This is a genomic window from Streptomyces sp. NPDC045968 (assembly GCF_056430475.1).
Genome location: NZ_JBWKLF010000008.1, coordinates 197,858 through 218,269, shown reverse-complemented (window position 1 = coordinate 218,269; position 20,412 = coordinate 197,858). Strand labels below are relative to the sequence as shown.

Annotated in this window: 24 protein-coding genes and 3 tRNA genes; 7 read left to right on the top strand and 20 right to left on the bottom strand. The window is 70.5% G+C overall.

Translation table 11 applies throughout. From position 1 onward, the window contains the following. Window positions 1-53 precede the first annotated feature (53 nt). Complete coding sequence (locus tag AC07FA_RS23780) at window positions 54-689, top strand: NAD(P)-dependent oxidoreductase (RefSeq protein ID WP_479078061.1); 636 nt, start codon at window positions 54-56, stop codon at window positions 687-689. 11 nt (window positions 690-700) lie between these two features. On the opposite strand, the gene AC07FA_RS23775 is transcribed toward AC07FA_RS23780, so the two are convergent. The 6 genes from AC07FA_RS23775 to AC07FA_RS23750 all read right to left on the bottom strand — a co-directional run bounded on the left by AC07FA_RS23775 (window position 701) and on the right by AC07FA_RS23750 (window position 3,299). Beyond that, a complete protein-coding gene (locus AC07FA_RS23775; protein ID WP_479078060.1) occupies window positions 701-1,756 on the bottom strand; it encodes a UDP-N-acetylmuramate dehydrogenase in 1,056 nt (351 codons plus the stop codon). 115 nt (window positions 1,757-1,871) lie between these two features. After that, window positions 1,872-2,300 carry a MaoC family dehydratase gene (locus AC07FA_RS23770; protein ID WP_479078058.1) on the bottom strand — a complete coding sequence of 143 codons (429 nt, stop codon included), beginning with the start codon at window positions 2,298-2,300 and terminating at the stop codon, window positions 1,872-1,874. Then, window positions 2,300-2,752 (bottom strand): FAS1-like dehydratase domain-containing protein, encoded by a 453-nt coding sequence (locus AC07FA_RS23765; protein ID WP_479078057.1) that lies wholly within the window; start codon window positions 2,750-2,752, stop codon window positions 2,300-2,302. The genes AC07FA_RS23770 and AC07FA_RS23765 overlap by 1 nt, the downstream gene beginning before the upstream one ends. A 102-nt stretch (window positions 2,753-2,854) precedes the next feature. After that, window positions 2,855-3,019: a 50S ribosomal protein L33 gene (rpmG, locus tag AC07FA_RS23760; RefSeq protein WP_003956487.1), complete on the bottom strand. Its 165-nt coding sequence runs from the start codon at window positions 3,017-3,019 to the stop codon at window positions 2,855-2,857. 89 nt (window positions 3,020-3,108) lie between these two features. Next, a tRNA-Met gene (locus AC07FA_RS23755) sits at window positions 3,109-3,181 on the bottom strand. Between the two features lie 45 nt (window positions 3,182-3,226). Next, window positions 3,227-3,299 (bottom strand) — tRNA-Thr (locus tag AC07FA_RS23750). 352 nt (window positions 3,300-3,651) lie between these two features. Between AC07FA_RS23750 and AC07FA_RS23745 the strand changes: the two genes are divergently transcribed. The 3 genes from AC07FA_RS23745 to AC07FA_RS23735 all read left to right on the top strand — a co-directional run bounded on the left by AC07FA_RS23745 (window position 3,652) and on the right by AC07FA_RS23735 (window position 6,331). Beyond that, complete coding sequence (locus AC07FA_RS23745; protein WP_479078055.1) at window positions 3,652-4,980, top strand: amidohydrolase family protein; 1,329 nt, start codon at window positions 3,652-3,654, stop codon at window positions 4,978-4,980. A 46-nt stretch (window positions 4,981-5,026) separates the two neighbouring features. After that, window positions 5,027-5,683, top strand: a complete 657-nt coding sequence (locus AC07FA_RS23740; protein WP_479078054.1) for an SDR family oxidoreductase — start codon at window positions 5,027-5,029, stop codon at window positions 5,681-5,683. A gap of 141 nt (window positions 5,684-5,824) precedes the next feature. Further along, window positions 5,825-6,331 carry a cupin domain-containing protein gene (locus AC07FA_RS23735; RefSeq protein WP_479078053.1) on the top strand — a complete coding sequence of 169 codons (507 nt, stop codon included), beginning with the start codon at window positions 5,825-5,827 and terminating at the stop codon, window positions 6,329-6,331. Window positions 6,332-6,391: 60 nt separating this feature from the next. Here AC07FA_RS23735 and AC07FA_RS23730 read toward each other — a convergent pair. Next, window positions 6,392-6,473: transfer RNA gene (locus AC07FA_RS23730), tRNA-Tyr, on the bottom strand. A 164-nt stretch (window positions 6,474-6,637) separates the two neighbouring features. Here AC07FA_RS23730 and AC07FA_RS23725 point away from each other — a divergent pair. The 3 genes from AC07FA_RS23725 to AC07FA_RS23715 all read left to right on the top strand — a co-directional run bounded on the left by AC07FA_RS23725 (window position 6,638) and on the right by AC07FA_RS23715 (window position 8,538). Next, window positions 6,638-7,126, top strand: a complete 489-nt coding sequence (locus AC07FA_RS23725) for a YajQ family cyclic di-GMP-binding protein (RefSeq protein ID WP_479078052.1) — start codon at window positions 6,638-6,640, stop codon at window positions 7,124-7,126. A 187-nt stretch (window positions 7,127-7,313) separates the two neighbouring features. Further along, window positions 7,314-7,835 carry a methylated-DNA--[protein]-cysteine S-methyltransferase gene (locus AC07FA_RS23720; RefSeq protein WP_479078051.1) on the top strand — a complete coding sequence of 174 codons (522 nt, stop codon included), beginning with the start codon at window positions 7,314-7,316 and terminating at the stop codon, window positions 7,833-7,835. A 49-nt stretch (window positions 7,836-7,884) separates the two neighbouring features. Next, a complete protein-coding gene (locus AC07FA_RS23715; RefSeq protein WP_479078050.1) occupies window positions 7,885-8,538 on the top strand; it encodes an alpha-ketoglutarate-dependent dioxygenase AlkB family protein in 654 nt (217 codons plus the stop codon). A gap of 38 nt (window positions 8,539-8,576) precedes the next feature. On the opposite strand, the gene AC07FA_RS23710 is transcribed toward AC07FA_RS23715, so the two are convergent. From AC07FA_RS23710 to AC07FA_RS23650, 13 genes are all read right to left on the bottom strand, one after another. Next, window positions 8,577-8,969, bottom strand: a complete 393-nt coding sequence (locus AC07FA_RS23710; RefSeq protein ID WP_479078049.1) for a YccF domain-containing protein — start codon at window positions 8,967-8,969, stop codon at window positions 8,577-8,579. Beyond that, window positions 8,966-9,829 (bottom strand): zinc metalloprotease HtpX, encoded by an 864-nt coding sequence (gene htpX, locus AC07FA_RS23705; protein ID WP_479078048.1) that lies wholly within the window; start codon window positions 9,827-9,829, stop codon window positions 8,966-8,968. The genes AC07FA_RS23710 and htpX overlap by 4 nt, the downstream gene beginning before the upstream one ends. Before the next feature lie 191 nt (window positions 9,830-10,020). Beyond that, window positions 10,021-10,485 carry a large conductance mechanosensitive channel protein MscL gene (gene mscL / locus AC07FA_RS23700; protein ID WP_479078047.1) on the bottom strand — a complete coding sequence of 155 codons (465 nt, stop codon included), beginning with the start codon at window positions 10,483-10,485 and terminating at the stop codon, window positions 10,021-10,023. Between the two features lie 94 nt (window positions 10,486-10,579). Next, entirely contained in the window at window positions 10,580-12,121 is a 1,542-nt protein-coding gene (locus AC07FA_RS23695; RefSeq protein ID WP_479078045.1) for an NADH-quinone oxidoreductase subunit N, read from the bottom strand. Continuing rightward, the gene (locus AC07FA_RS23690; protein WP_479078271.1) at window positions 12,118-13,671 is read right to left on the bottom strand and encodes an NADH-quinone oxidoreductase subunit M; all 1,554 of its coding nucleotides are present in this window, start codon (window positions 13,669-13,671) and stop codon (window positions 12,118-12,120) included. Before AC07FA_RS23690 ends, AC07FA_RS23695 begins: the two co-directional genes overlap by 4 nt. Window positions 13,672-13,697: 26 nt before the next feature. Continuing rightward, a complete protein-coding gene (locus AC07FA_RS23685) occupies window positions 13,698-15,698 on the bottom strand; it encodes an NADH-quinone oxidoreductase subunit 5 family protein (RefSeq protein WP_479078044.1) in 2,001 nt (666 codons plus the stop codon). Further along, window positions 15,695-16,102 (bottom strand): NADH-quinone oxidoreductase subunit NuoK, encoded by a 408-nt coding sequence (nuoK, locus tag AC07FA_RS23680; RefSeq protein ID WP_479078042.1) that lies wholly within the window; start codon window positions 16,100-16,102, stop codon window positions 15,695-15,697. The genes AC07FA_RS23685 and nuoK overlap by 4 nt, the downstream gene beginning before the upstream one ends. Beyond that, a complete protein-coding gene (locus AC07FA_RS23675) occupies window positions 16,102-16,701 on the bottom strand; it encodes an NADH-quinone oxidoreductase subunit J family protein (protein WP_479078041.1) in 600 nt (199 codons plus the stop codon). Before AC07FA_RS23675 ends, nuoK begins: the two co-directional genes overlap by 1 nt. After that, window positions 16,698-17,309, bottom strand: a complete 612-nt coding sequence (locus AC07FA_RS23670) for a NuoI/complex I 23 kDa subunit family protein (protein WP_479078039.1) — start codon at window positions 17,307-17,309, stop codon at window positions 16,698-16,700. The genes AC07FA_RS23675 and AC07FA_RS23670 overlap by 4 nt, the downstream gene beginning before the upstream one ends. Then, complete coding sequence (locus tag AC07FA_RS23665) at window positions 17,309-18,277, bottom strand: complex I subunit 1/NuoH family protein (RefSeq protein ID WP_479078037.1); 969 nt, start codon at window positions 18,275-18,277, stop codon at window positions 17,309-17,311. The genes AC07FA_RS23670 and AC07FA_RS23665 overlap by 1 nt, the downstream gene beginning before the upstream one ends. After that, a complete protein-coding gene (locus tag AC07FA_RS23660; protein ID WP_479078035.1) occupies window positions 18,274-19,362 on the bottom strand; it encodes an NADH-quinone oxidoreductase subunit C in 1,089 nt (362 codons plus the stop codon). The genes AC07FA_RS23665 and AC07FA_RS23660 overlap by 4 nt, the downstream gene beginning before the upstream one ends. Next, the gene (locus AC07FA_RS23655; RefSeq protein WP_479078033.1) at window positions 19,359-20,006 is read right to left on the bottom strand and encodes an NADH-quinone oxidoreductase subunit B; all 648 of its coding nucleotides are present in this window, start codon (window positions 20,004-20,006) and stop codon (window positions 19,359-19,361) included. The genes AC07FA_RS23660 and AC07FA_RS23655 overlap by 4 nt, the downstream gene beginning before the upstream one ends. Beyond that, window positions 19,997-20,398, bottom strand: a complete 402-nt coding sequence (locus AC07FA_RS23650; protein ID WP_479078269.1) for an NADH-quinone oxidoreductase subunit A — start codon at window positions 20,396-20,398, stop codon at window positions 19,997-19,999. The genes AC07FA_RS23655 and AC07FA_RS23650 overlap by 10 nt, the downstream gene beginning before the upstream one ends. Window positions 20,399-20,412 lie beyond the last annotated feature (14 nt).

Sequence of the window (20,412 nt, the reverse complement as noted above, 5' to 3'; positions counted from 1 at the left end):
TCCACTCACTCTAGGGGTGAGTGAATACTTACCCACCCCCTGGAGGGCGTGCCATGAGACTCACAGTGTTCGGGGCCACGGGAGCCATCGGCCGGCAGCTCGTACGGCAGGCGTCGAAGGCGGGTCACGAGGTGACGGCCGTGGTCCGTGACCCCGCCCGGCTGCCGGAGGGGCTGAGGGCGGCGGACCTCCGGGCGGTCGTCCGGCTCGACGACGCGGAGGCGGTGCGCGGGGCGGTGGCCGGACGGGACGCGGTGCTCTCCGGCCTGGGCTCGCGCGGCCGGAGGGCCGACGGGGTCGCGGAGCGGCTGACCGGGCAGGTGCTGCGGGCGATGGAGGCCGAGGGCGTAGGGCGGCTGCTGGTGGTGAGCGCGGCGCCGGTCGGCCCGGAGGCGGCGGACGAACCCCTGCTGGACCGGGCCATGCGCAAGGCGATCGGGGCGGTCCTCAAGGAGGTGTACGCCGATCTGCGGCTGATGGAGGCCGCGCTGGCGCGCAGTGCGACGGACTGGACGTCCGTACGTCCGCCGAAGCTGACCGACGGACCGCTCACGGGGACGTACCGGACCGTCGTGGGCGGTACGCCCCGCAGCGGCCGGTCCATCTCACGGGCCGATGTGGCACACGCGATGCTGGCCCTGATCGACGATCCGGCGGCGCTGAAGCGGGGCGTGGGCGTGGCCTACTGAGCGAGCCCGTCCTACAGGCTGACGCCGACCGTCACGGGCTCGTTGACGAGCGTGACGCCGAACGCCTCGTGGACGCCGGCCACGACCTCGCGCGCGAGGGCCAGGAGGTCCTCGGTACTGGCGTCGCCCCGGTTGGTGAGCGCGAGCGTGTGCTTGGTGGAGATACGGGCCGGGCCCGTGCCGTACCCCTTGGTGAAGCCGGCCTTGTCGATCAGCCAGGCCGCGGAGGTCTTGGTGCCGCCGTCGGCCGCGGGGAAGGCGGGGGGCGTCACCGCGTCGCCCAGGCGGTCCTTGGCGCGGGCGAGGAACGCCTCGTACTGCTCCGGGCCGAGGACGGGGTTGGTGAAGAAGGACCCCGCCGACCAGGTGTCGTGGTCCTCGGGGTCGAGGACCATGCCCTTGCCCGCGCGGAGCCGGAGGACCGTTTCCCGGGCATCCGTCGCGGGAACGCGCTCGCCCTGCTCCACGCCCATGGCCCGGGCCGTCTCGGCGTACCGCAGGGGCGCGGACAGGCCGCCCGCGTCCTCCAGCTCGAAGCGGACACGGAGCACCACGTAACGGTCGGGTTGGGCCTTGAAGCGACTGTGCCGGTACGAGAAGGCGCACTCGGCGTTCGGGATGGTGACCGTTTCGCGGGTGCGGCGGTCGTAGGCGACGACCTCCGAGATGGTGGAGGACACCTCCTGGCCGTACGCACCGACGTTCTGGATCGGTGTCGCGCCCGCGGAGCCCGGGATTCCGGCGAGGCACTCGATGCCTGCGAGGCCGGCTTCGACCGTGCGGGCCACGGCGTCGGTCCAGACCTCGCCGGCGGCCAGTTCCAGCGTCGTGCCGGACAGGCTGAAGCCCTTGGACGCGATACGCAGCGCGGTGCCCTCGAAGCCCTTGTCACCGATGACCAGGTTGGAGCCGCCGCCGATCACCAGGAGCGGGGTGGACGTCTCGTCGGCCTCGCGCACGGCGGCGACCACCTCGGCATCGGTGGTGGCCGTGAGGAGGCGGGTCGCGGGCCCGCCGAGCCGGAAGGTGGTCAGGGGGGCGAGGGGGGCGTCGTGGAGTTCCTGCACGGGGACAAGAGTACGGTCCGCGGCCCCGCGGAACGCAGGCCGGACCCGCGGAACGCAGTAAGGGGCGCCCCTCCAGGAGGGGCGCCCCTTACTCACAGCCTCACAGCCACCGGACTCAGGCGAGCCGGACCACGGCGCGGGACATGCCCAGCACCTTCTTGCCGTCGCTCATGGCGGTCAGGTCCACCCGCACCTGGTTGTCGTCCAGCAGGGCAGCCACCTTGCCACTGACCTCGACCAGCGCACCCTTGTCGTCGTTCGGGACGACGACCGGCTTGGTGAAGCGCACCCCGTACTCGACGACCGCTCCGGGGTCACCGACCCAGTCCGTGACCACACGGATCGCCTCGGCCATGGTGAACATGCCGTGCGCGATCACGTCGGGCAGCCCGACCTCACGCGCGAACTTCTCGTTCCAGTGGATCGGGTTGAAGTCGCCGGAGGCGCCCGCGTACTGCACCAGCGTCGCGCGGGTGACCGGGAAGGACTGCGCCGGCAGCTCCGTACCGACCTCGACCGACTCGTAAGAGACCTTCGCCGTCATCACGCCTCCTCGGCGGCGCGGGCCACCAGCTTCGTCCAGGCGGTCACCACGTGCTCGCCCGCCTCGTCGTGCACCTCACCGCGGACGTCCACGATGTCGTTGCCCGCGAGGGACTTGATGCCCTCGATCGTCGAGGTGACCGTCAACCGGTCCCCCGCCCGCACCGGACGCACGTACGCGAACTTCTGGTCCCCGTGCACCACGCGGCTGTAGTCCAGACCCAGCTGGGGGTCCCTGACGACATCTCCCGCGGCCTTGAACGTGATGGAGAAGACGAATGTGGGCGGGGCGATCACATCGGCGTGACCGAGAGCGGCCGCGGCCTGCGGATCGGTGTACGCGGGATTGGCGTCGCCCACCGCCTCGGCGAACTCACGGATCTTCTCCCGGCCGACCTCGTACGGCGCGGTGGGCGGATAGGTCCGTCCCACGAAGGACTGGTCGAGCGCCATGGGCTCGTTCCCTCCTGAAGTAAAGACGAATGGGCCGGAGTGCAGCCCTCACAAACGACACGAGGCCGCCCCCAATGGGGACGGCCTCGTGTACGAGCCTGTTTAGCGGGTTTCGCGGTGCGCGGTGTGCGAGTTGCAGCGCGGGCAGTGCTTCTTCATCTCAAGACGGTCCGGGTTGTTACGCCGGTTCTTCTTGGTGATGTAGTTCCGCTCCTTGCACTCCACGCAGGCCAGCGTGATCTTCGGGCGGACGTCGGTGGCAGCCACGTGAGTGCTCCTTGGACGGACGGATGGACGGATGAACGCAAAAAAGAGTAGCCGATCGAAGGACCGACCCCACAATCGGCTACCGTAAGTAGCGGTGACCGGACTTGAACCGGTGACACAGCGATTATGAGCCGCTTGCTCTACCGACTGAGCTACACCGCTTTGATGACGAGTCCCCCCGCCGAAGCGGGGTTTCCCGATCACCAGAGCCCCAATGCGGAATCGAACCGCAGACCTTCTCCTTACCATGGAGACGCTCTACCGACTGAGCTATTGGGGCGAGCGATGAAGACATTACACGGTCTGTCGCCGTCGCCCAAATCCGTTTCCACGGCCCTCTTCCCGGCGCCGATCGGATGCGCGTCCGGCCCTTTGATCAGGGCTCTGACCAGGGCCTTGAACAGACTCCCGCACGGGCTCTTGATCGGGAAGTCGCACACGGCCCGGACCACGGAGCCGGGCCTCGGCCCGACCGGCTCCCGGGCCACTCCGCACCCTGCCGCTCACCACGGTCCCGTGCGCCTCACCAGGCCACACCGGTACGACTATTTCGCTCCTCATCGAAGCGCGCTGGACGCCCCCCTAGGCTCGACTCACTCTGTGTGACCTTGCCCCCTCTTCACAGGAGCGCGATGCCCGACAGCCAGCCGCGCCGGCCCGACGACAGCGCGGCCGACGGAACCGGCCCGGCCGGCCCCACGAGCGGCCCCGACGCGGCGCTCGTGCTCTGCGGCGCCAGGCTCACCGACGGGCGCGCCGTGGACGTACGGCTCAGTGGCGGCCGTATCGAAGCCGTGGGCACCGCGGGCAGCCTGACCGCCCGGGGCGCGCGTGTGGACCTGCGTGGCCATCTTCTGCTCCCGGCGCCCGCCGAACCCCACGCGCACAGCGACACGGCACTGACCGCCGACGGCGCCGGGCCGGACAGCACGGGCCCCGCGTCTCAACTGGCCGAGGACATCCAGCGCCGCGCCACCGAGGCGGCCCTGCTCCAGGTCGGCCACGGTGCGACCGCGCTGCGCTCCCACGTACGCATCGGGGACGTCCAGGGACTCGCCCCGCTCGAAGCCGTCCTCCAGGCCCGGCGTGCGCTGCGCGGCCTCGTCGACCTCACCGCGGTCGCCGTGCCCCGCCTGCTCACCGGCATCGCGGGCGCCGACGGCCTCGCCATGCTGCGCGACGCGGTGAAGATGGGCGCGGGCGTGGTCGGCGGCTGCCCCGACCTCGATCCCGACCCGGCCGGTTACGCGGAAGCGGTCCTGGAGATCGCCGCGGAGCACGGCTGCCCCGTCGATCTGCACACGGACAGTGACGATCCGGCGCGGCTGGCCCGGCTCGCGGCCATGGCCGGCGGGCTGCGGCCCGGCGTCTCCGTCGGCCCCTGCGGGGGCCTGTCCCGGCTGCCGGCCGACGCCGCCGTCCGGGCCGCCGACCAGCTGGCGGCCGCCGGAGTGACCGTCATCTGCCTTCCCCAGGGCGGCTGTTCCGGGGCCGAGCGCCGGTGCGCCGCGCCCGTACGGCTGCTGCGGGCCGCCGGGGTCCGGGTCGCGGCGGGCAGCGGGGCACTGCGGGACGTCGCCAACCCCGTGGGCCGCGGCGACCCGCTCGAAGCCGCCTACCTGCTGGCCTCCCAGCAGGGCATGCGGGCCGAGCACGCCTACGAGGCGGTCTCCGCGGCGGCCAGGGCCGCCATGGGGCTGCCCGAGGTACGCGTCGAGGCCGGCTTCCCCGCCGAGCTGCTCGCGGTGCGCGGGGATGGGCTCTCCGGGGCGCTCTCCCTCGCGTACAGCAGGGTCGTGGTCCACCGGGGCCGGGTGGTCGCGCGGACCAGCGCCGTGCGCGAGTACTGCGACTCGGAGGCGGCCGTCGCGCTCGGCCTCCCCCGCCAGGGCCGCGCCGAGAAGGGCCCTCCTTCGGGTGGTGCCCGCCCACCGGACGCCGGGCCGGACAAGGGTCCCTGACGAGGCTCGTGCGCACGGCCGTCCAGTGCGGCGTACGGTCGAGAGCATGCGCATTGTCATCGCAGGTGGACATGGTCAGATCGCGCTGCGGCTGGAGCGGTTGCTCGCTGCGCGCGGAGACGAGGCGGTCGGAGTCATCCGCAATCCCAAACAGGCCGACGACCTCCGGGAAGCGGGCGCCGAGCCGGTCGTCCTCGATCTGGAATCGGCTTCCGTCGAGGAAACCGCGGAGGTGCTGCGTGGCGCGGACGCCGTGGTCTTCGCCGCCGGGGCGGGCCCGGACAGCGGAACCGCCCGCAAGGACACGGTCGACCGGGGAGCGGCGGTGCTCTTCGCCGACGCCGCCGAACGGGCGGGCGTACGGCGCTATGTGGTGGTTTCCTCCATGGGCGCCGACGCCGGTCACCGGGGTGACGAGGTGTTCGACCTCTATCTGCGCGCCAAGGGGGCGGCCGACGACTACGTACGCTCGCGGCCTTCGCTGGACTGGACGATCCTGCGTCCCGGCATGCTCACGAACGACGCGGGCACCGGCCAGATCCTGCTGGCGGCCTCGACCGGCCGCGGCCCCGTCCCGCGCGACGACGTGGCGGCCTCGATCCTGGAACTGCTGGACACTCCGGCCAGCGCCGGCCTCACCCTGGAACTCATCTCCGGAAGCGTGCCGGTGACGGTCGCGGTGAAGGACATCGCGGGCAACTGACGGGCTCGCGAGGTGCGTTGCGGGCAGCGCCGCTGGAGGCCGTCCAGCGGCGCTGTGGCCGCCCGGACACGGTGCCCATGCCTGAAACGTGAGACCGGACTAAACTCGGGAAGGGGAGAAGGCCGACATCTGGAGGTCGCCGTGGAGGCTCTCCGCTTTGTGATCGAACCGGACGAGGGCAAGTCGGTCTGGCTCGGAGGCATCGGGGTCGATTTCAAGATCCGGGCCGAGGAGACCGGCAACCAGTTCTCGGTCGTCGAGCACCCGATCGAGCCGGGCCGTCTCGTTCCACCGCATGTGCACAGCCGTGAAGACGAGTTCTCCTATGTCCTGCAGGGCCGGGTCGGTGCACGGGTGGGAGACCAGGAGGCCACAGCGGGGCCGGGCTCGTACATCCTCAAGCCGCGAGGGATCCTGCACACCTTCTGGAACGCCGGACCCGAACCCGCGAGGATCCTGGAGATCCTTTCCCCCTCGGGCTTCGAGCGGTTCTTCGACGAGATGGGCACGATCGCCGAGACGGCGGCCGGTCCCGAGGAGTTCGTGCAACGGCGCGCCGAGCTGGCCACACAGTACGGACTCGAGTTCTCGGACGAATGGATCGCCGAACTGACCGACAGATACCGGCTCAAGCTCATCGGCGAGTAGCGGCAACGCAAAAGAGCCCGTGGTCAGCATCTCTGCTGACCACGGGCCCTCTCGTTCGTGTGGCGGCGCCAGGGTTCGAACCTGGGTAGGCTGAGCCGGCAGATTTACAGTCTGCTCCCTTTGGCCACTCGGGCACACCGCCTCGAACAGCGCCTTGGCAGTCCGTGAGGACCCCCTTGGCGACGACGTAAACGATACCTGATGACTGGGGGTGCTCCGCTACCCAATTGATCAGCTCGTTCGACGGGCTGGGATGGCTAGGCTTTGGGCGTACCCGAACACATCCGACGCAAGGAGCCACACGTCATGGCCGACTCCAGTTTCGACATCGTCTCGAAGGTCGAGCGGCAGGAGGTCGACAACGCCCTCAACCAGGCCGCCAAGGAGATCTCCCAGCGCTACGACTTCAAGGGCACGGGCGCCACGATCTCCTGGTCCGGCGAGAAGATTCTGATGGAGGCGAACGGCGAGGAGCGGGTCAAGGCCATCCTCGACATCTTCCAGTCCAAGCTGATCAAGCGCGGTATCTCGCTGAAGTCGCTGGACGCGGGAGAGCCGCAGCTCTCCGGCAAGGAGTACAAGATCTTCGCCACGATCGAGGAGGGCATCTCCCAGGAGAACGCCAAGAAGGTGGCGAAGATCATCCGCGACGAGGGCCCCAAGGGCGTCAAGGCGCTCGTCCAGGGCGACGAGCTGCGGGTCAGCTCGAAGAGCCGGGACGACCTGCAGGCCGTTCAGGCGCTCCTGAAGGAGAAGGACCTCGACTTCGCCGTGCAGTTCGCGAACTACCGGTAGTGCGGTGACTGCCGCGCGGCAGTCACGGACGGGGCGGGCGTGCCGGTCGGTGCGGTCGCCCCGTATGCGTGTCCGGTCGGTTTGGGCGCCGGACGTGATGTCCGAATACCGCCGGTCGTGAGGCGGTGCGGGTCGCAGACTCGGCAGGGCAGGGCAGGAAGCGGTACGGGCAAGGAGTGTGACGGTCATGACGATGTACGCGAAGGTCGGCAGTCCGCTGGGCGAGCTGCTGCTCGTCGGGGAGCGGCCGGGGGGCGCGGCAGATGACTCGCCCGGAGTCGCTCTGGTGTCACTGTCCCTCCCGGGCCAGAAGGGCGGTGCGGCGGTCCAGGAGGGGTGGCTGCACGCCCCGGAGGCGTTCGCCGGGATCGCCGGTCAGCTGGCGGCGTATTTCGACGGGCGGCTGACCCGCTTCGACATCGCGTACGCCGACGGGGTGGGCACGGACTTCCAGCGGCGTGTCTGGAAGGCGCTGGACTCGATTCCGTACGGCGCGACGGTGTCGTACGGCCACGTGGCCGAGCAGGTCGGGTCCCCGGGGCCGGGGGTCCGGGCCGTGGGGACGGCGATCGGGCGCAATCCGCTGCTGATCGTGCGGCCGTGTCACCGGGTCATCGGCGCGGACGGGGCCCTGCGGGGCTACGCGGGCGGACTGGAGCGCAAGCAGCGGCTGCTGGGGCTAGAGGGTGCTCCGGTGGCCGGGCGGTGAGCAGGGTGTGCGGGGCGGTGCTTCCGCACGGGTGAAGGGTGGTGTCCCGGTGTCAGGTCTCTTTCCCCGGCCCCGGACCGTCGTCGCTCCGGGTGCGGTCCATGTGCCCGAGTGGCTCTCCGTGGAGCAGCAGCGGGAGTTGGTCGAGGCGTGCCGGGAGTGGGCGCGGGGGCCCGTGCCGCTGCGGCACACGGTGCTGCCGGGTGGCGGGGTGATGTCGGTCCGGACGGTGTGCCTGGGGTGGCACTGGCAGCCGTACCGCTACGCGCGTACCGCCGATGATGTGAACGGTGCACGGGTGGCCCCGTTCCCCGGCTGGCTCGGCGACTTGGGCCGGGCGGCGGTGGCCGAGGCGTACGGGGACGAGGACGCGGCCGGGGCGTACGCGCCGGACACCGCGCTGGTCAACTTCTATGACGGGGCCGCGCGGATGGGCATGCATCAGGACAAGGAGGAGCGCTCCGGGGCTCCCGTGGTGTCGCTGAGCATCGGTGACCGCTGTGTGTTCCGCTTCGGGAACACCGAGGACCGCGGACGGCCGTACTCGGACGTGGAGTTGGCCTCGGGCGATCTGTTCGTGTTCGGAGGCCCGTCGCGTTTCGCGTTCCACGGGGTGCCCAAGGTGTATGCCGGGACGGCCGAGCCCGCGAGCGGCATGCGTGGCGGCCGGCTCAATCTGACCCTGCGCGAGACCGGGTTGTAGGTCCGCGGCGGGTCGCCCGACGATCCCGACGGGTGCTGCTACCGGGCGGCGAACGGCTGGTCCGTCCGGACGATCTCCTTGCCGAACGGCATCAGGGAGACGGGGATGAGCTTGAAGTTCGCGACGCCCAGCGGGATGCCGATGATCGTGACGCAGAGGGCGATGCCCGTGACGATGTGGCCGAGGGCGAGCCACCAGCCGGCGAGAACCAGCCAGAGGACGTTTCCGACACAGGAGGGGCCGCCCGCGTCCCGGCGGTCCACGACCGTGTAGCCGAAGGGCCAGAGGGCGTAGACGCCGATCCGGAACGCCGCCAGCCCGAACGGGATGCCGATGATCGTGATGCAGAGCAGGAGCCCCGCGGCCAGATAGCCGAGGAACATCCAGAAGCCGCAGAGGATCAGCCATATGACGTTCAGAATTGTCTTCATGGGCGGTGACCTGCCATCTGCTCGAGTCGGGCAATACGTTCGGCCATCGGCGGGTGGGTCGAGAACATCCTGGACATGCCGGGGCCGGGACGGAACGGATTCGCGATCATCATGTGACTCGCGCTCTCGATCTTCGGCTCCGGCGGCAGCGGAAGCTGTTTCGTACCGGCGTCGAGCTTGCGCAGGGCGCTGGCCAGGGCCAGCGGGTCTCCGGTGAGCTGGGCTCCCGAGGCGTCCGCCTCGTACTCCCGGGAGCGGCTGACGGCGAGCTGGATCACCGAGGCCGCGAGCGGGCCGAGGATCATGATCAGCAGCATGCCGAAGAGTCCGGGGCCCTCGTCGTCGTTGGACCGGCCGATCGGAATCAGCCAGGCGAAGTTCACCAGGAACATGATGACGGAGGCGAGCGCCCCCGCGACGGACGAGATCAGGATGTCGCGGTTGTAGACATGGCTGAGCTCATGTCCCAGAACCCCCCGCAGCTCCCGTTCGTCGAGGATCTGGAGGATGCCCTCGGTGCAGCACACCGCCGCGTTGCGCGGGTTGCGGCCCGTCGCGAACGCGTTGGGTGCCTGGGTCGGGGAGATGTAGAGCCTCGGCATGGGCTGTCGGGCGGCGGTCGAGAGCTCACGGACGATGCGGTAGAGCTGTGGTGCCTCGAACTCGCTGACGGGCCTGGCCCGCATGGCGCGAAGGGCGAGCTTGTCGCTGTTCCAGTACGCGTAGGCGTTGGTGCCGATCGCGACGACGAGGGCCACGATCAGACCCGTACGCCCGAAGAAGCTGCCGATGACGATGATGAGTGCTGACAGGCCCCCGAGGAGTACGGCGGTTTTCAGCCCGTTGTGCCGGCGGTGCACGGTACGCCCTCCAGATGGTGCGGCAGGGGAACCCTTTGCTTGGTGGTGCTCCACTCCTCAGTGGAGCCTCCCGTACTGGTCAACGCCAGGCGAGGAGAGCTAGTTCCCTTGTGCGCGCGGGGGCGGGCGTAGGCCGTCCGGGTGGCGGGCCGGTGCCTGTGCCGTGTTCGGAGGGCGTCGTCGCGACTGTCTCAGCGCTGGGCGGGAAGATCCGCGAGCGTCAGGGCCTCGTGGTCCGGCTCGACCTCGCTGGTGCAGTGACCGCAGCGGGAGGCGACGGCCGGGATCTCCGAGAAGCAGCGGGGGCAGTCGCGCAGGGCGGCCTTGATGTCGGCCTTCGCTTCCTCTTCCTTGGTGGTGAAGCGGTTCTGCACCTTGGCCATGGGGACGACGACGAGGAAGTAGAGGACCGCGGCGGTGATGACGAAGGCGATGGCGGCGCTGATGAAGATGCCGTACGGGAACGTCACGCCGTCGACGGTGAACGTGGCCTTGCTGAAGTCTCCGGTGCCGCGGGTGAAGAGGCCGATCAGCGGGACGATGAACGCGTTGCTGAAGCCGGTGACGACGGCCGTGAACGCCGCTCCGACGGCCAGGCCGATGGCCATCGAGATGACGTTCCCGCGCAGGATGAAGTCCTTGAAACCGTTCAGCACCGCTGTTGCTCCTCTTGCTCAATACGTGACGTAGCAGGCAAGACCATGCCGTGTGCCGACTGCTCCGGGCAAACCGATCTTGGGCGGCTGGAGGTCAGAAGAGGTTGACGGCGGCGAACCGGAGAACCAGCTGCGGGGCGCCGGAGAGGACGATGCCGGCGACGGTGGTGAGGACGATCGCGGTGGTGAGAGGGGCCGGGATCCGCAGCCGTGGCGCGGCGGGGGCCTCGGTGGCGCCTTCGGTGGCCTCCGGCGCCCGGAAGAGCGTCGCGGTCCAGTGAAGGTAGTAGTACAGAGCGATCACCACGTTGACGGCCATCACGACCGCGAGCCACCCGAGCCCCGCGTCCACGGCCGCCGAGAACACGGTGACCTTGGCGAAGAGGCCGATGATGCCGGGCGGCAGACCGGCCAGGCACAGCAGGAAGAAGCCCATCGCGAACGCGGCGAGGGGGCGGGTGGCGTACAGGCCCCGGTAATCGGAGATCCGGTTGCCCGGGTGCGTACGGGCCACCAGGGCGGCCACCGCGAAGGCGCCGAGGTTCACGACGGCGTACATCAGGGCGTACGCGACGGTCGAGCCGATCTGTTCGTCGCTGGAGTACGCGGCGGCCGCGATCGGGACCAGGAGGTAGCCGGCCTGGCCGACGGACGACCAGGCGAGCAGGCGTACGGCGCTGCGGGCGCGGGTGGCGCTCTGGCGGAGTGCGGCGACGTTGCCGATGGTCATGGTGAGCGCGGCGAGGACGGCGACGGCCGGTCCCCAGACGTCGGCGTACGACGGGAACGCGATCACGGTGACGAGGATGAGGCCGGAGAAGCCGACCGCCTTGCCGACGACGGAGAGATACGCGGCGATGGGCAGCGGCGCGCCCACGTAGGTGTCGGGGACCCAGAAGTGGAACGGGGCGGCGGCCGTCTTGAACGCGAATCCGACGAGGGTGAGGACGACACCCGCCTTGACGAGGGTGTCGAACTGGCCCGGTACGTCGTCGAGGCGGGCCGCGATCTCGGTGAGGTGCATGGTGCCGGTCGTCGCGTACACGAAGCCGACGCCCAGGAGCATGACGGCGGTGGCGACGACGGAGGACAGGAAGAACTTCAGCGCCGCTTCGGACGAGCGCCGGTCGCCGCGCTTGATGCCGACGAGCGCGAACGCGGGGAGCGAGGCGACTTCGAGGGCGACGACGAGCGTGGCGAGGTCGCGGGCGGCGGGCAGGAGGGCGGCGCCGGCCGCGGAGGAGAGCAGCAGGAACCAGTACTCGCCCGCGGGGAGCTTGCGGGTGTCGTCGAGGGAGAGCAGGGCGGTGAGCAGGGCGCCGCCGAGTACGAGGGCCTGGATGACCAGGGCGAAGTGGTCGGCGGTGTAGCTGCACGCGTCGGCGGGGCCCGCGACGCAGAACGTCGAACGGTCGCCGGCGCGGATCGGTACGAGGAAGGCGAGGGCGGCGACGAGTCCCGCGATGGAGACGTAGCCGAGGAGCGGCTTGTGCCGTTCGCTGATGAAGAGGTCGGCGACGAGCACGCCGAGGGCCATCGCGGCGGCGATGACGGGGGGCGCGATCGCGAGCCAGTCGACGGACTGGACGAGGCTCGTGGTGCTCTCGGCCGCGGTGGTGACGACGGCTGCGGTCACGACTTGCCTCCTGCGAGGAGCTTCTGCACGGCCGGGTCGGTGAGGCCGAGGAGGACGGCGGGCCAGAGTCCGGCGAGGACGGTGAGGGCGACGAGCGGGGTCCAGGCGGCGAATTCGTAGGTCTGGATGTCGGCGATGGTGTGCGGCTGCTGCTTGGCGGGTTCACCCATGCACACCCGGCGTACGACGAGCAGCATGTACGCGGCGGTGAGCAGGGTGCCGAGTGCGCCGATCGCCATGAAGGTGCGGAAGGCGGGACGGCTGAGTCCGTCGGCGGGGTCGAACGCGCCGAACAGGGTGAGCATCTCGCCCCAGAATCCGGCGAGGCCGGGGAGTCCGAGCGAGGCGACCGCACCGAAGGCGAGAAGGCCGCCGAGGCGGGGGGCCCGGCCGTAGAGCGCGGCTCCGGTCGCACCGGCGAGGGTGTCGAGATCGGCGGTGCCGTACCGGTCCTTGACCGCACCGACCAGGAAGAACAGCAGGCCGGTGATGAGGCCGTGGGCGATGTTGGCGAACAGCGCGCCGTTGACCCCGGTGGGGGTCATGGTCGCGATGCCGAGCAGCACGAAGCCCATGTGGCCGACGGAGGAGTACGCGATCAGGCGCTTGAGATCGCCCTTGGCGCCGGGGCGGACGAGGGCGAGGCAGGCGAGCGATCCGTAGATGATGCCGACGACCGCGAACGCGGCGAGGTAGGGCGCGAAGGTGCGCATCCCGTCGGGGGCGACGGGGAGCAGGATGCGTACGAACCCGTACGTGCCCATCTTCAGCAGCACCCCGGCGAGCAGGACGGAGCCGACGGTCGGGGCGGCGGTGTGGGCGTCCGGGAGCCAGCTGTGCAGCGGCCACATCGGGGTCTTCACGGCGAGGCCGATCCCGATGGCCAGGACCGCGATGACCTGCACGGACGAGGTGAGTCCCCGGCCGTTGTCAGTGGCGAGTGCCACCATGTCGAAGGTGCCGCTCTTCAGACCGATGAGGAGCAGGCCCAGCAGCATGACCACTGAGCCGAGCAGGGTGTAGAGGATGAACTTCCAGGCGGCGGCCTGCTTCCTCTCGCCGCCCCAGCGGGCGATGAGGAAGTACATCGGGATGAGCACCATCTCGAACGCCAGGAAGAACAGCAGCAGATCGAGGACGGCGAAGGTCGCGAGGGTGCCGGACTCCAGGACGAGGACCAGTGCGACGAATGCCTTCGGGGACGGGCCCTTCGGCATTTTGAAGTAGCTGTACAGCGCGCAGAGGAAGGTCAGCAGCGCGGTCAGTACGAGAAGGGGGAGCGAGATGCCGTCCACACCGAGGTGGATGCGGACGTCGAGTGCCGGAATCCAGCTGATGTCCGTGGTGGCCTGCATCTTCGACGGCTGGTCGTGGTCGAAGCCGATGGCCAGGACGATCGACGCGAGCAGGACGACGCCGGTGACGGTCACCCCGTGGCGGAGCACGGCCTGGCCGGGGTTCCTGCCCTTCAGTCCGGGCGGGGCGGGGAGCAGGGCCGCGGCGGCGCCGAGGAGCGGGCCGACGACGATGAACGCGAGAAGGAACTGCATCACGGATTCGCTGATATCGATCACGGTCACGACCCGGCGTTGACGTTGGCAAAAACGACGGCGGCGATCGCCAGGACAAGGGAACCGGCCAGCAGAGCGCTGAGGTAGGTCTGCACGTTGCCGGTCTGGGCGCGGCGGACGGCGGTGCCGAGCCAGCGTGCGCCGGTGCCGGAACCGCGTACGTAGGTGTCGACCACCTCGCGGTCCAGGAAGCGGACGAGGCGGGCGGCGGCCTCGACGGGCCGGACGAACAGCGTCGCGTACAGCGCGTCGAGGTGGAAGCCGGCGGCGGCGTGGTGGTGGAGCGGTCCGAGCAGCAGCCGGCCGGGGTCCGCGGGGTCGGGGGCGTCACCTGCGGCACCGTAGGCGGCCCTGTGCGCGGTCAGTGCCTCGATCTCGACAAGCGCGGGTTCGGCGTCGGGGTGGGCGACGACCATGCCGGCCGGCGTGCGGGCGGCGAGGGCGGTGGTGTGCCGCCAGGCGCCGTAGGTGACGAGGCCGCCGACGAGTCCGACGCCCGTGGAGAGGACGGCGGTGGTGACGGAGGGGGTGAGGCTGTGGCCGTCGAACCAGTCGGTGATCACGCCGACGGTCAGTCCGAAGCCGATGGTGGGGACGGCGAGGAGCCAGAGGACGGAGGTCATCGCGGCGGGCTGCCTGCCGTGGTCGGGGACCTCGGGGCCACGCCCCTTGAAGGCGAGGAGCCAGAGGCGGGTGGCGTACGCGGCGGTGAGGACCGCGGCGAGCAGTCCGGCGACGAGGATCGTCCAGCCCGCGGCGGCCGGGGCGACGTCACGGTCGCCGAGTGCGGTGTGCTCGGCGGCGACGAGGACGGCTTCCTTGGAGAAGAAGCCGGCGAACGGCGGGATGGCGGCCAGCGCGAGGAGGGCCACGGTCATCGTCCAGTAGGCGTCCGGGATGCGCTTGGCCAGGCCGCCCATACGGGACATGGCGGCCAGCGAGTTGGTCCCGGCGGCGTGGATGACGACGCCCGCGGCGAGGAAGAGGACGGCCTTGAACGCACCGTGCGAGATGAGGTGGAAGACGGCGGCACCGCGGTCGGCGACGGCCAGGGCGCCCGCCATGTAGCCGAGCTGGCCGATGGTCGAGTAGGCGAGGACGCGCTTGATGTCGTCCTGCGCGAGGGCGGCGAGTCCGGAGCCGATCATCGTGACGGCGGCCATCACGGCGAGGACGACCAGGGCCGCGCCGGATGCGGCGAAGACGGGGAGGAGCCGGGCCACGAAGTAGATACCGGCGGCGACCATCGTCGCCGCGTGGATGAGCGCGGAGACGGGGGTGGGACCGGCCATCGCGTCGGGCAGCCAGGTGTGCAGGGGGAACTGCGCGGACTTGCCCGCGACGCCCGCGAGGAGCAGCAGGGCGATGAGGGTGGGGTGGTCGAGGCCGCCGTTCGCGACGGCGCCGAGGATGCCGGTGATGCGGAAGGTGCCGGTGTCGGCGGCGAGCGCGAAGAGCCCGATGAGGAAGGGGACGTCGCCGAGCTTGGTGACCAGGAAGGCCTTGAGGGAGGCGGCCCGGGCTTCCGGGGTCTCCCAGTAGTGGCCGACGAGGAAGTACGAGCAGATGCCCATGATCTCCCAGCCGACCAGGAGCACCATCAGGTCGCCGGAGTAGACGACGAGCAGCATCGCGGAGGTGAAGAGGGAGACGAGGGCCGCGTACGAGGGGTAGCGGGGGTCGTCGCGCAGGTAGGCGGTCGAGTAGATCTGCACGCATGTGGCGACGAGTCCGACGAGCACGGCCACGAGGACCGCGAAGCCGTCGAGGTGCAGGGCGAGATCGATCGGGACGGAGCCGGTGGGTGTCAGCTGGGTGGCGGCGTCGATGGCCCGGCCACCGCCCTGACGTGCGGCGACGACGACGGCGAGCACGGCGGCGGCGAGCGTGGGCAGTACGGCGAGGGGGCGCACGAACCCGGGGGCCGAGCGTCCGAGGAGCAGGCCCGTCGCGGCACCGAGGAACGGCAGGAGGGGGACGAGAGCGGCGAGGGTCGTGGTGGTCACGCGGTGGCCTCAGCCTTCTTTGCCTTCCCTGCCGGAGCAGTGGCCTGGTCTTCGGTGCCGTGGATGTCCTCGTCACCGGGGAGCGTCTCGGCCGCGTCGGTCTCGGCGGTGTCGCGGAGGCGGTCGACGTCGGAGGTGCCGCGGTTGCGGTGGACGGCGAGGACGATCGCCATGCCGATGCCGATCTCGGCCGCGGCGATGGCGATGGTGAAGAGCGTGAGGGCCTGGCCGGAGTGGAGCGCGTCGCGCAGCCACACGTCGAAGGCGACCAGGTTGAGGTTGACGGCGTTGAGCATCAGCTCGACGGACATCAGGACCAGGATCGCGTTGCGGCGGGCGAGGACTCCGTACAGCCCGGTGCAGAAGAGGAGGGCGGCGAGCACGGCGGGATAGGCGAGGTGCATCAGCTCTTGTCCTCTCGGTGGCTCTTGCCCTCTCGGTCCTTGCGGGACAGGACGATCGCGCCGATGAGGGCGGCGAGCAGCAGGACGGAGAGCGCTTCGAAGGGCAGCACCCAGTGCCGGAAGAGGAACTCTCCGGTGGCGTCGGTGGAGCCCTGTGCCGGTCCTTCGAGGTCGATCCAGGTGGTACGGAAGGCGTCCACGACCACCCAGACGAGGGCGGCGGCAGCGGCGGCGGCCACGGCCAGGGCGGCCCACCGGTTGCCCGAGTCGGCGTCCGGGGAGCGGCCGATGGGGGCCTTGGTGAGCATCAGCCCGAAGAGGAGGAGGACGACGACGGAACCGACGTAGATCAGTACCTGCACCCAGGCGATGAACTCGGCGGTGAGCAGGAGGTACTCGACGGCGATGCCGCCGAGCGCCACGACGAGCCAGAGTGCGGCGTGCACGAGCTGCTTGGTCGTGACGGTGATGACGGCTGCGCCGAAGGTGGCGAGGCCGACCAGGAGGAAGGCGATCTCCACGCCGGTCGGGGAGAGGAATCCGGGGTGGGAGGCGGCGGACGCGGCGGCTGCGGCGGGTGCTGCGGCTGCGAGGGTCACTGCTGGCCCTCCTGTCCGGGTTCCTGGGGCTGCTGGGGCTGTGGGGCTTCTTGCGCCTGCTGGGATTCCTGGGCCTCTTGGGCCTGCTGGGTCTTCAGCTTTTCCGCCGTCTTGCGGGCGGCGGCGAGTTCCTTCGGCTCCTCGGCGCCCGGGTCGAGCGCCGGCGGTTCCGGCACGGTCCACATCCACTCGCGGAGCTTGTCGCGCTCATGGGTGAGTTCGAGGATGTCGGTTTCCGCGTACTCGAACTCCGGCGACCAGAACAGCGCGTCGAAAGGACACACCTCGATGCAGATACCGCAGTACATGCAGAGGGCGAAGTCGATGGCGAAGCGGTCGAGGACGTTACGGCTGCGCTCGCGGCCGCCCGGTGCGGCGGCGGGCACCGTCTCCTTGTGGGAGTCGATGTAGATGCACCAGTCGGGGCACTCACGGGCGCAGAGCATGCAGACCGTGCAGTTCTCCTCGAACAGTCCGATGACGCCCCGGCTGCGGGGCGGCAGTTCGGGCTGGACGTCGGGGTACTGCGCGGTGACCGTGCGCTTCGTCATGGTCCGCAGCGTGACGGCGAGACCTTTGGCCAGGCCGGAGCCGGGGATCGGAGCCATTAGTTGATCGCCACCTTCACGATGCCGGTGAGCGCGATCTGCGCGAGGGCGAGCGGGATGAGCGTGGTCCAGGCGAGCTTCTGCAACTGGTCCTCGCGGAGCCGGGGGTAGCTGACGCGCAGCCAGATGACGACGAAGGCCAGGACGGCGGTCTTGAGGAGCGTCCAGACCCAGCCGAGTCCGTCGGCGCCGAGCGGGCCGTGCCAGCCGCCGAGGAAGAGGACGGTGGTGAGTCCGCACAGAACGACGATGCCCGCGTACTCGGCGAGGAGGAACAGCGCGAAACGCAGACCGGTGTACTCGGTGTAGGCGCCGAAGATGATCTCCGAGTCGGCCACCGGCATGTCGAACGGGGGGCGTTGCAGTTCGGCGAGGCCGGCCACGAAGAAGACCAGGGCTCCGACGATCTGCCAGGGCAGCCACCACCACTCGAAGGCGTTGAGGATGCCGGGAAGGGAGACCGTGCCCGCCGCCATGGCCACGGAGGCGGCGGCGAGCAGCATCGGCAGCTCGTACGCGAGCAGTTGCGCGGCGGTCCGCAGTCCGCCGAGGAGGGAGAACTTGTTGGCCGAGGCCCAGCCCGCCATGAGGGCGCCAAGCACGCCGACGCCCATCACGGCGAGCACGAAGAAGATGCCCGCGTCGACGACCTGACCGACCGCGCCCTCGCTGGGGCCGATGGGGATGGCGACGAGCACGAGGAGGTACGGGAGGAGGGCGACGGCGGGGGCGAGCTGGAAGACGCGCCGGTCGGCTTCCGCCGGGACGATGTCCTCCTTCTGTACGAACTTCACGCCGTCGGCGGCGAGCTGGGCCCAGCCGTGGAAGCCGCCCGCGTACATGGGGCCGAGGCGGCCCTGCATGTGGGCCATCACCTTGTGTTCGGTCTGGCCCACGATGAGGGGGGCGAGCATGAAGACCGCGAAGACGATGAGGAGCCGGAGGGCGACGTCGAGTACGTCGTTCACGCGGGGTCGCCTCCGGTGGGGTGGTGGGGGTCGGGGGTGGTGTCGGGCTCGGGGCCGGGGTCGGGGGTGCTGGGCTGTGTGCCGGTGGGCGCGGCGGCCTCGGTGGACGCGTTGGGGTCGGCGGCCTCGGTGGACGCGTTGGGGTCGGTGGCCTCGGTGGACGCACTGGCCTCGGTGGAGTCCGGGGTGGTGGCCGGGCCCTCCCCCTCGCCCCTTCTCGGTGTCTTCGTCTCGGTCTCCGGTGCGTCGTGCCAGGGGGCGTCCGGGCTACGCGGCGGGTTCTGGCTTGCCGAGCCCTGGGACACGCTGCGGCTGCGGCGCGCGGGGGCGGCCGGGGGCGTCGTCGCTTCGCCCTCCGGCGTGGGGGCGGTCCGGCGGGCCGGGCGGTCGCCTGCTGGGCGGGCCGCTCGGGCCGGGCGGGCCGGGGCAGGGGGGAGCTGGCCCTTCAGGGGGCCCCACTCGTTCGGGTCGGGGACGCCCGGCGGCAGCATGGTGCGCCGCTTGGGGCCGCCGTGTTCGGACTCGCCCGGCTCCTTCGCGCCGGGCCAGGCCTTGGCGACCCGGGCGGCCAGGACGAAGTCCTTGCGCAGCGGGTGGCCCTCGAAGTTCTCGGGCAGCAGCAACGGGACCAGATGCGGGTGGCCCTCGAAGGCGATGCCGAACATCTCGTGCGTCTCGCGCTCGTGCCAGTCGGCACCCGCGTATACGCCGCGGGCGGTGGGAAGGGAGGGCGCGTCGTGCGGGACGGTCGTACGGAGCAGCAGGCGCCGCACCCGGCCCGCACCGGGGGCCGCGACATGGGCGCAGACCCGGAAGCCCGTGTCCGCTTCGTCGACCGCGCTGAGCCAGTCGAAGTAGCTGAGGCCCAGCTCGTCCCGGGCCGTTTCGAGGGCGGCGGTCCAGGAGGCCGCCGGGACGTCGACGGTCAGCAGGTCGTAGGCGGACTCGCCCGTGGCCCCCTCACCGAAGATCTCGGTGACGGCGTCGGGGAGCCGGTCGTACGTGTCGGAGGCGTCCGAGGCGGCGGGGTTCGCGGCGCCGGAGGGGATCGCGGCGTCGGAGGCGTCGGAGGTGTTCGCGGTCATGCCTGCTTCTCCCCGGATGCCGTCGGTCCCGTGGGGACCGCCGGTGCCTCGATCAGGCCGCTGCGGAGTGCGGCGGCGGAGGGGCGGCCCGCGTCGGCCGTGCCGTACCGCTCGGCGAGCGACTCGCGGGCGATCTTCTCCTGGAGCTTGATGATGCCCTGGAGCAGGGCCTCCGGCCGGGGCGGGCAGCCCGGTACGTACACATCGACCGGGATGATCTGGTCGACGCCCTTCGTCACGGAGTACGAGTCCCAGTAGGGGCCGCCGCAGTTGGAGCAGGCCCCGAAGGAGATGACGTACTTCGGTTCGGGCATCTGCTCGTACAGCCGCTTCACGGCCGGGGCCATCTTGTCCGTCACCGTGCCGGACACGACCATGAGGTCGGCCTGGCGAGGGCCAGGAGCGAACGGGATCACGCCGAGCCGCATGAAGTCGTGCCGTGCCATGGACGCGGCGATGAACTCGATGGCGCAGCAGGCGAGCCCGAAGTTGAAGACCCAGAGGCTGTAGCGCCGGCCCCAGTTCAGGACCACCTTCATGGGTTCGGGTGCGAGCCGGGACAGCACACCGAGCTTCTTGGGCTCCAGCAGCGTCGGGTCCGGCAGCGCGACGGGTCCGGGCTGCGGTTCGCTCGTCACGCCCATTCGAGGACGCCCTTCTTCCATGCGTAGAGCAGTCCTACGGCCAGGAAGCCGAGGAAGATGAACATTTCCACCAGCGTCGTCGCCCCATATCCGGGTGCGGCGAATACCGTCGCCCACGGGAAAAGGAAGATCGAATCGACGGCGAAGATCACGTACAGGAAGGCGTAGACGTAATAACGGACTTGAGTGTGCGCCCAGCCCTCTCCCACAGGGTCGACACCGCACTCATAGGTGAGGAGTTTCTCCGGCGTCGGGACGACGGGCCTGAGCAGTCGGCCGGCCCCGAAGGCGACGGCAACGAACAGCACGCCGATGACGGCGAGCAGTCCGACCACTGAATAGCTCTCGAAGTACTCCGACGCGAGAACGGTCGATTCCGGCACGCTCCGCACGTCCGCCACGTCCG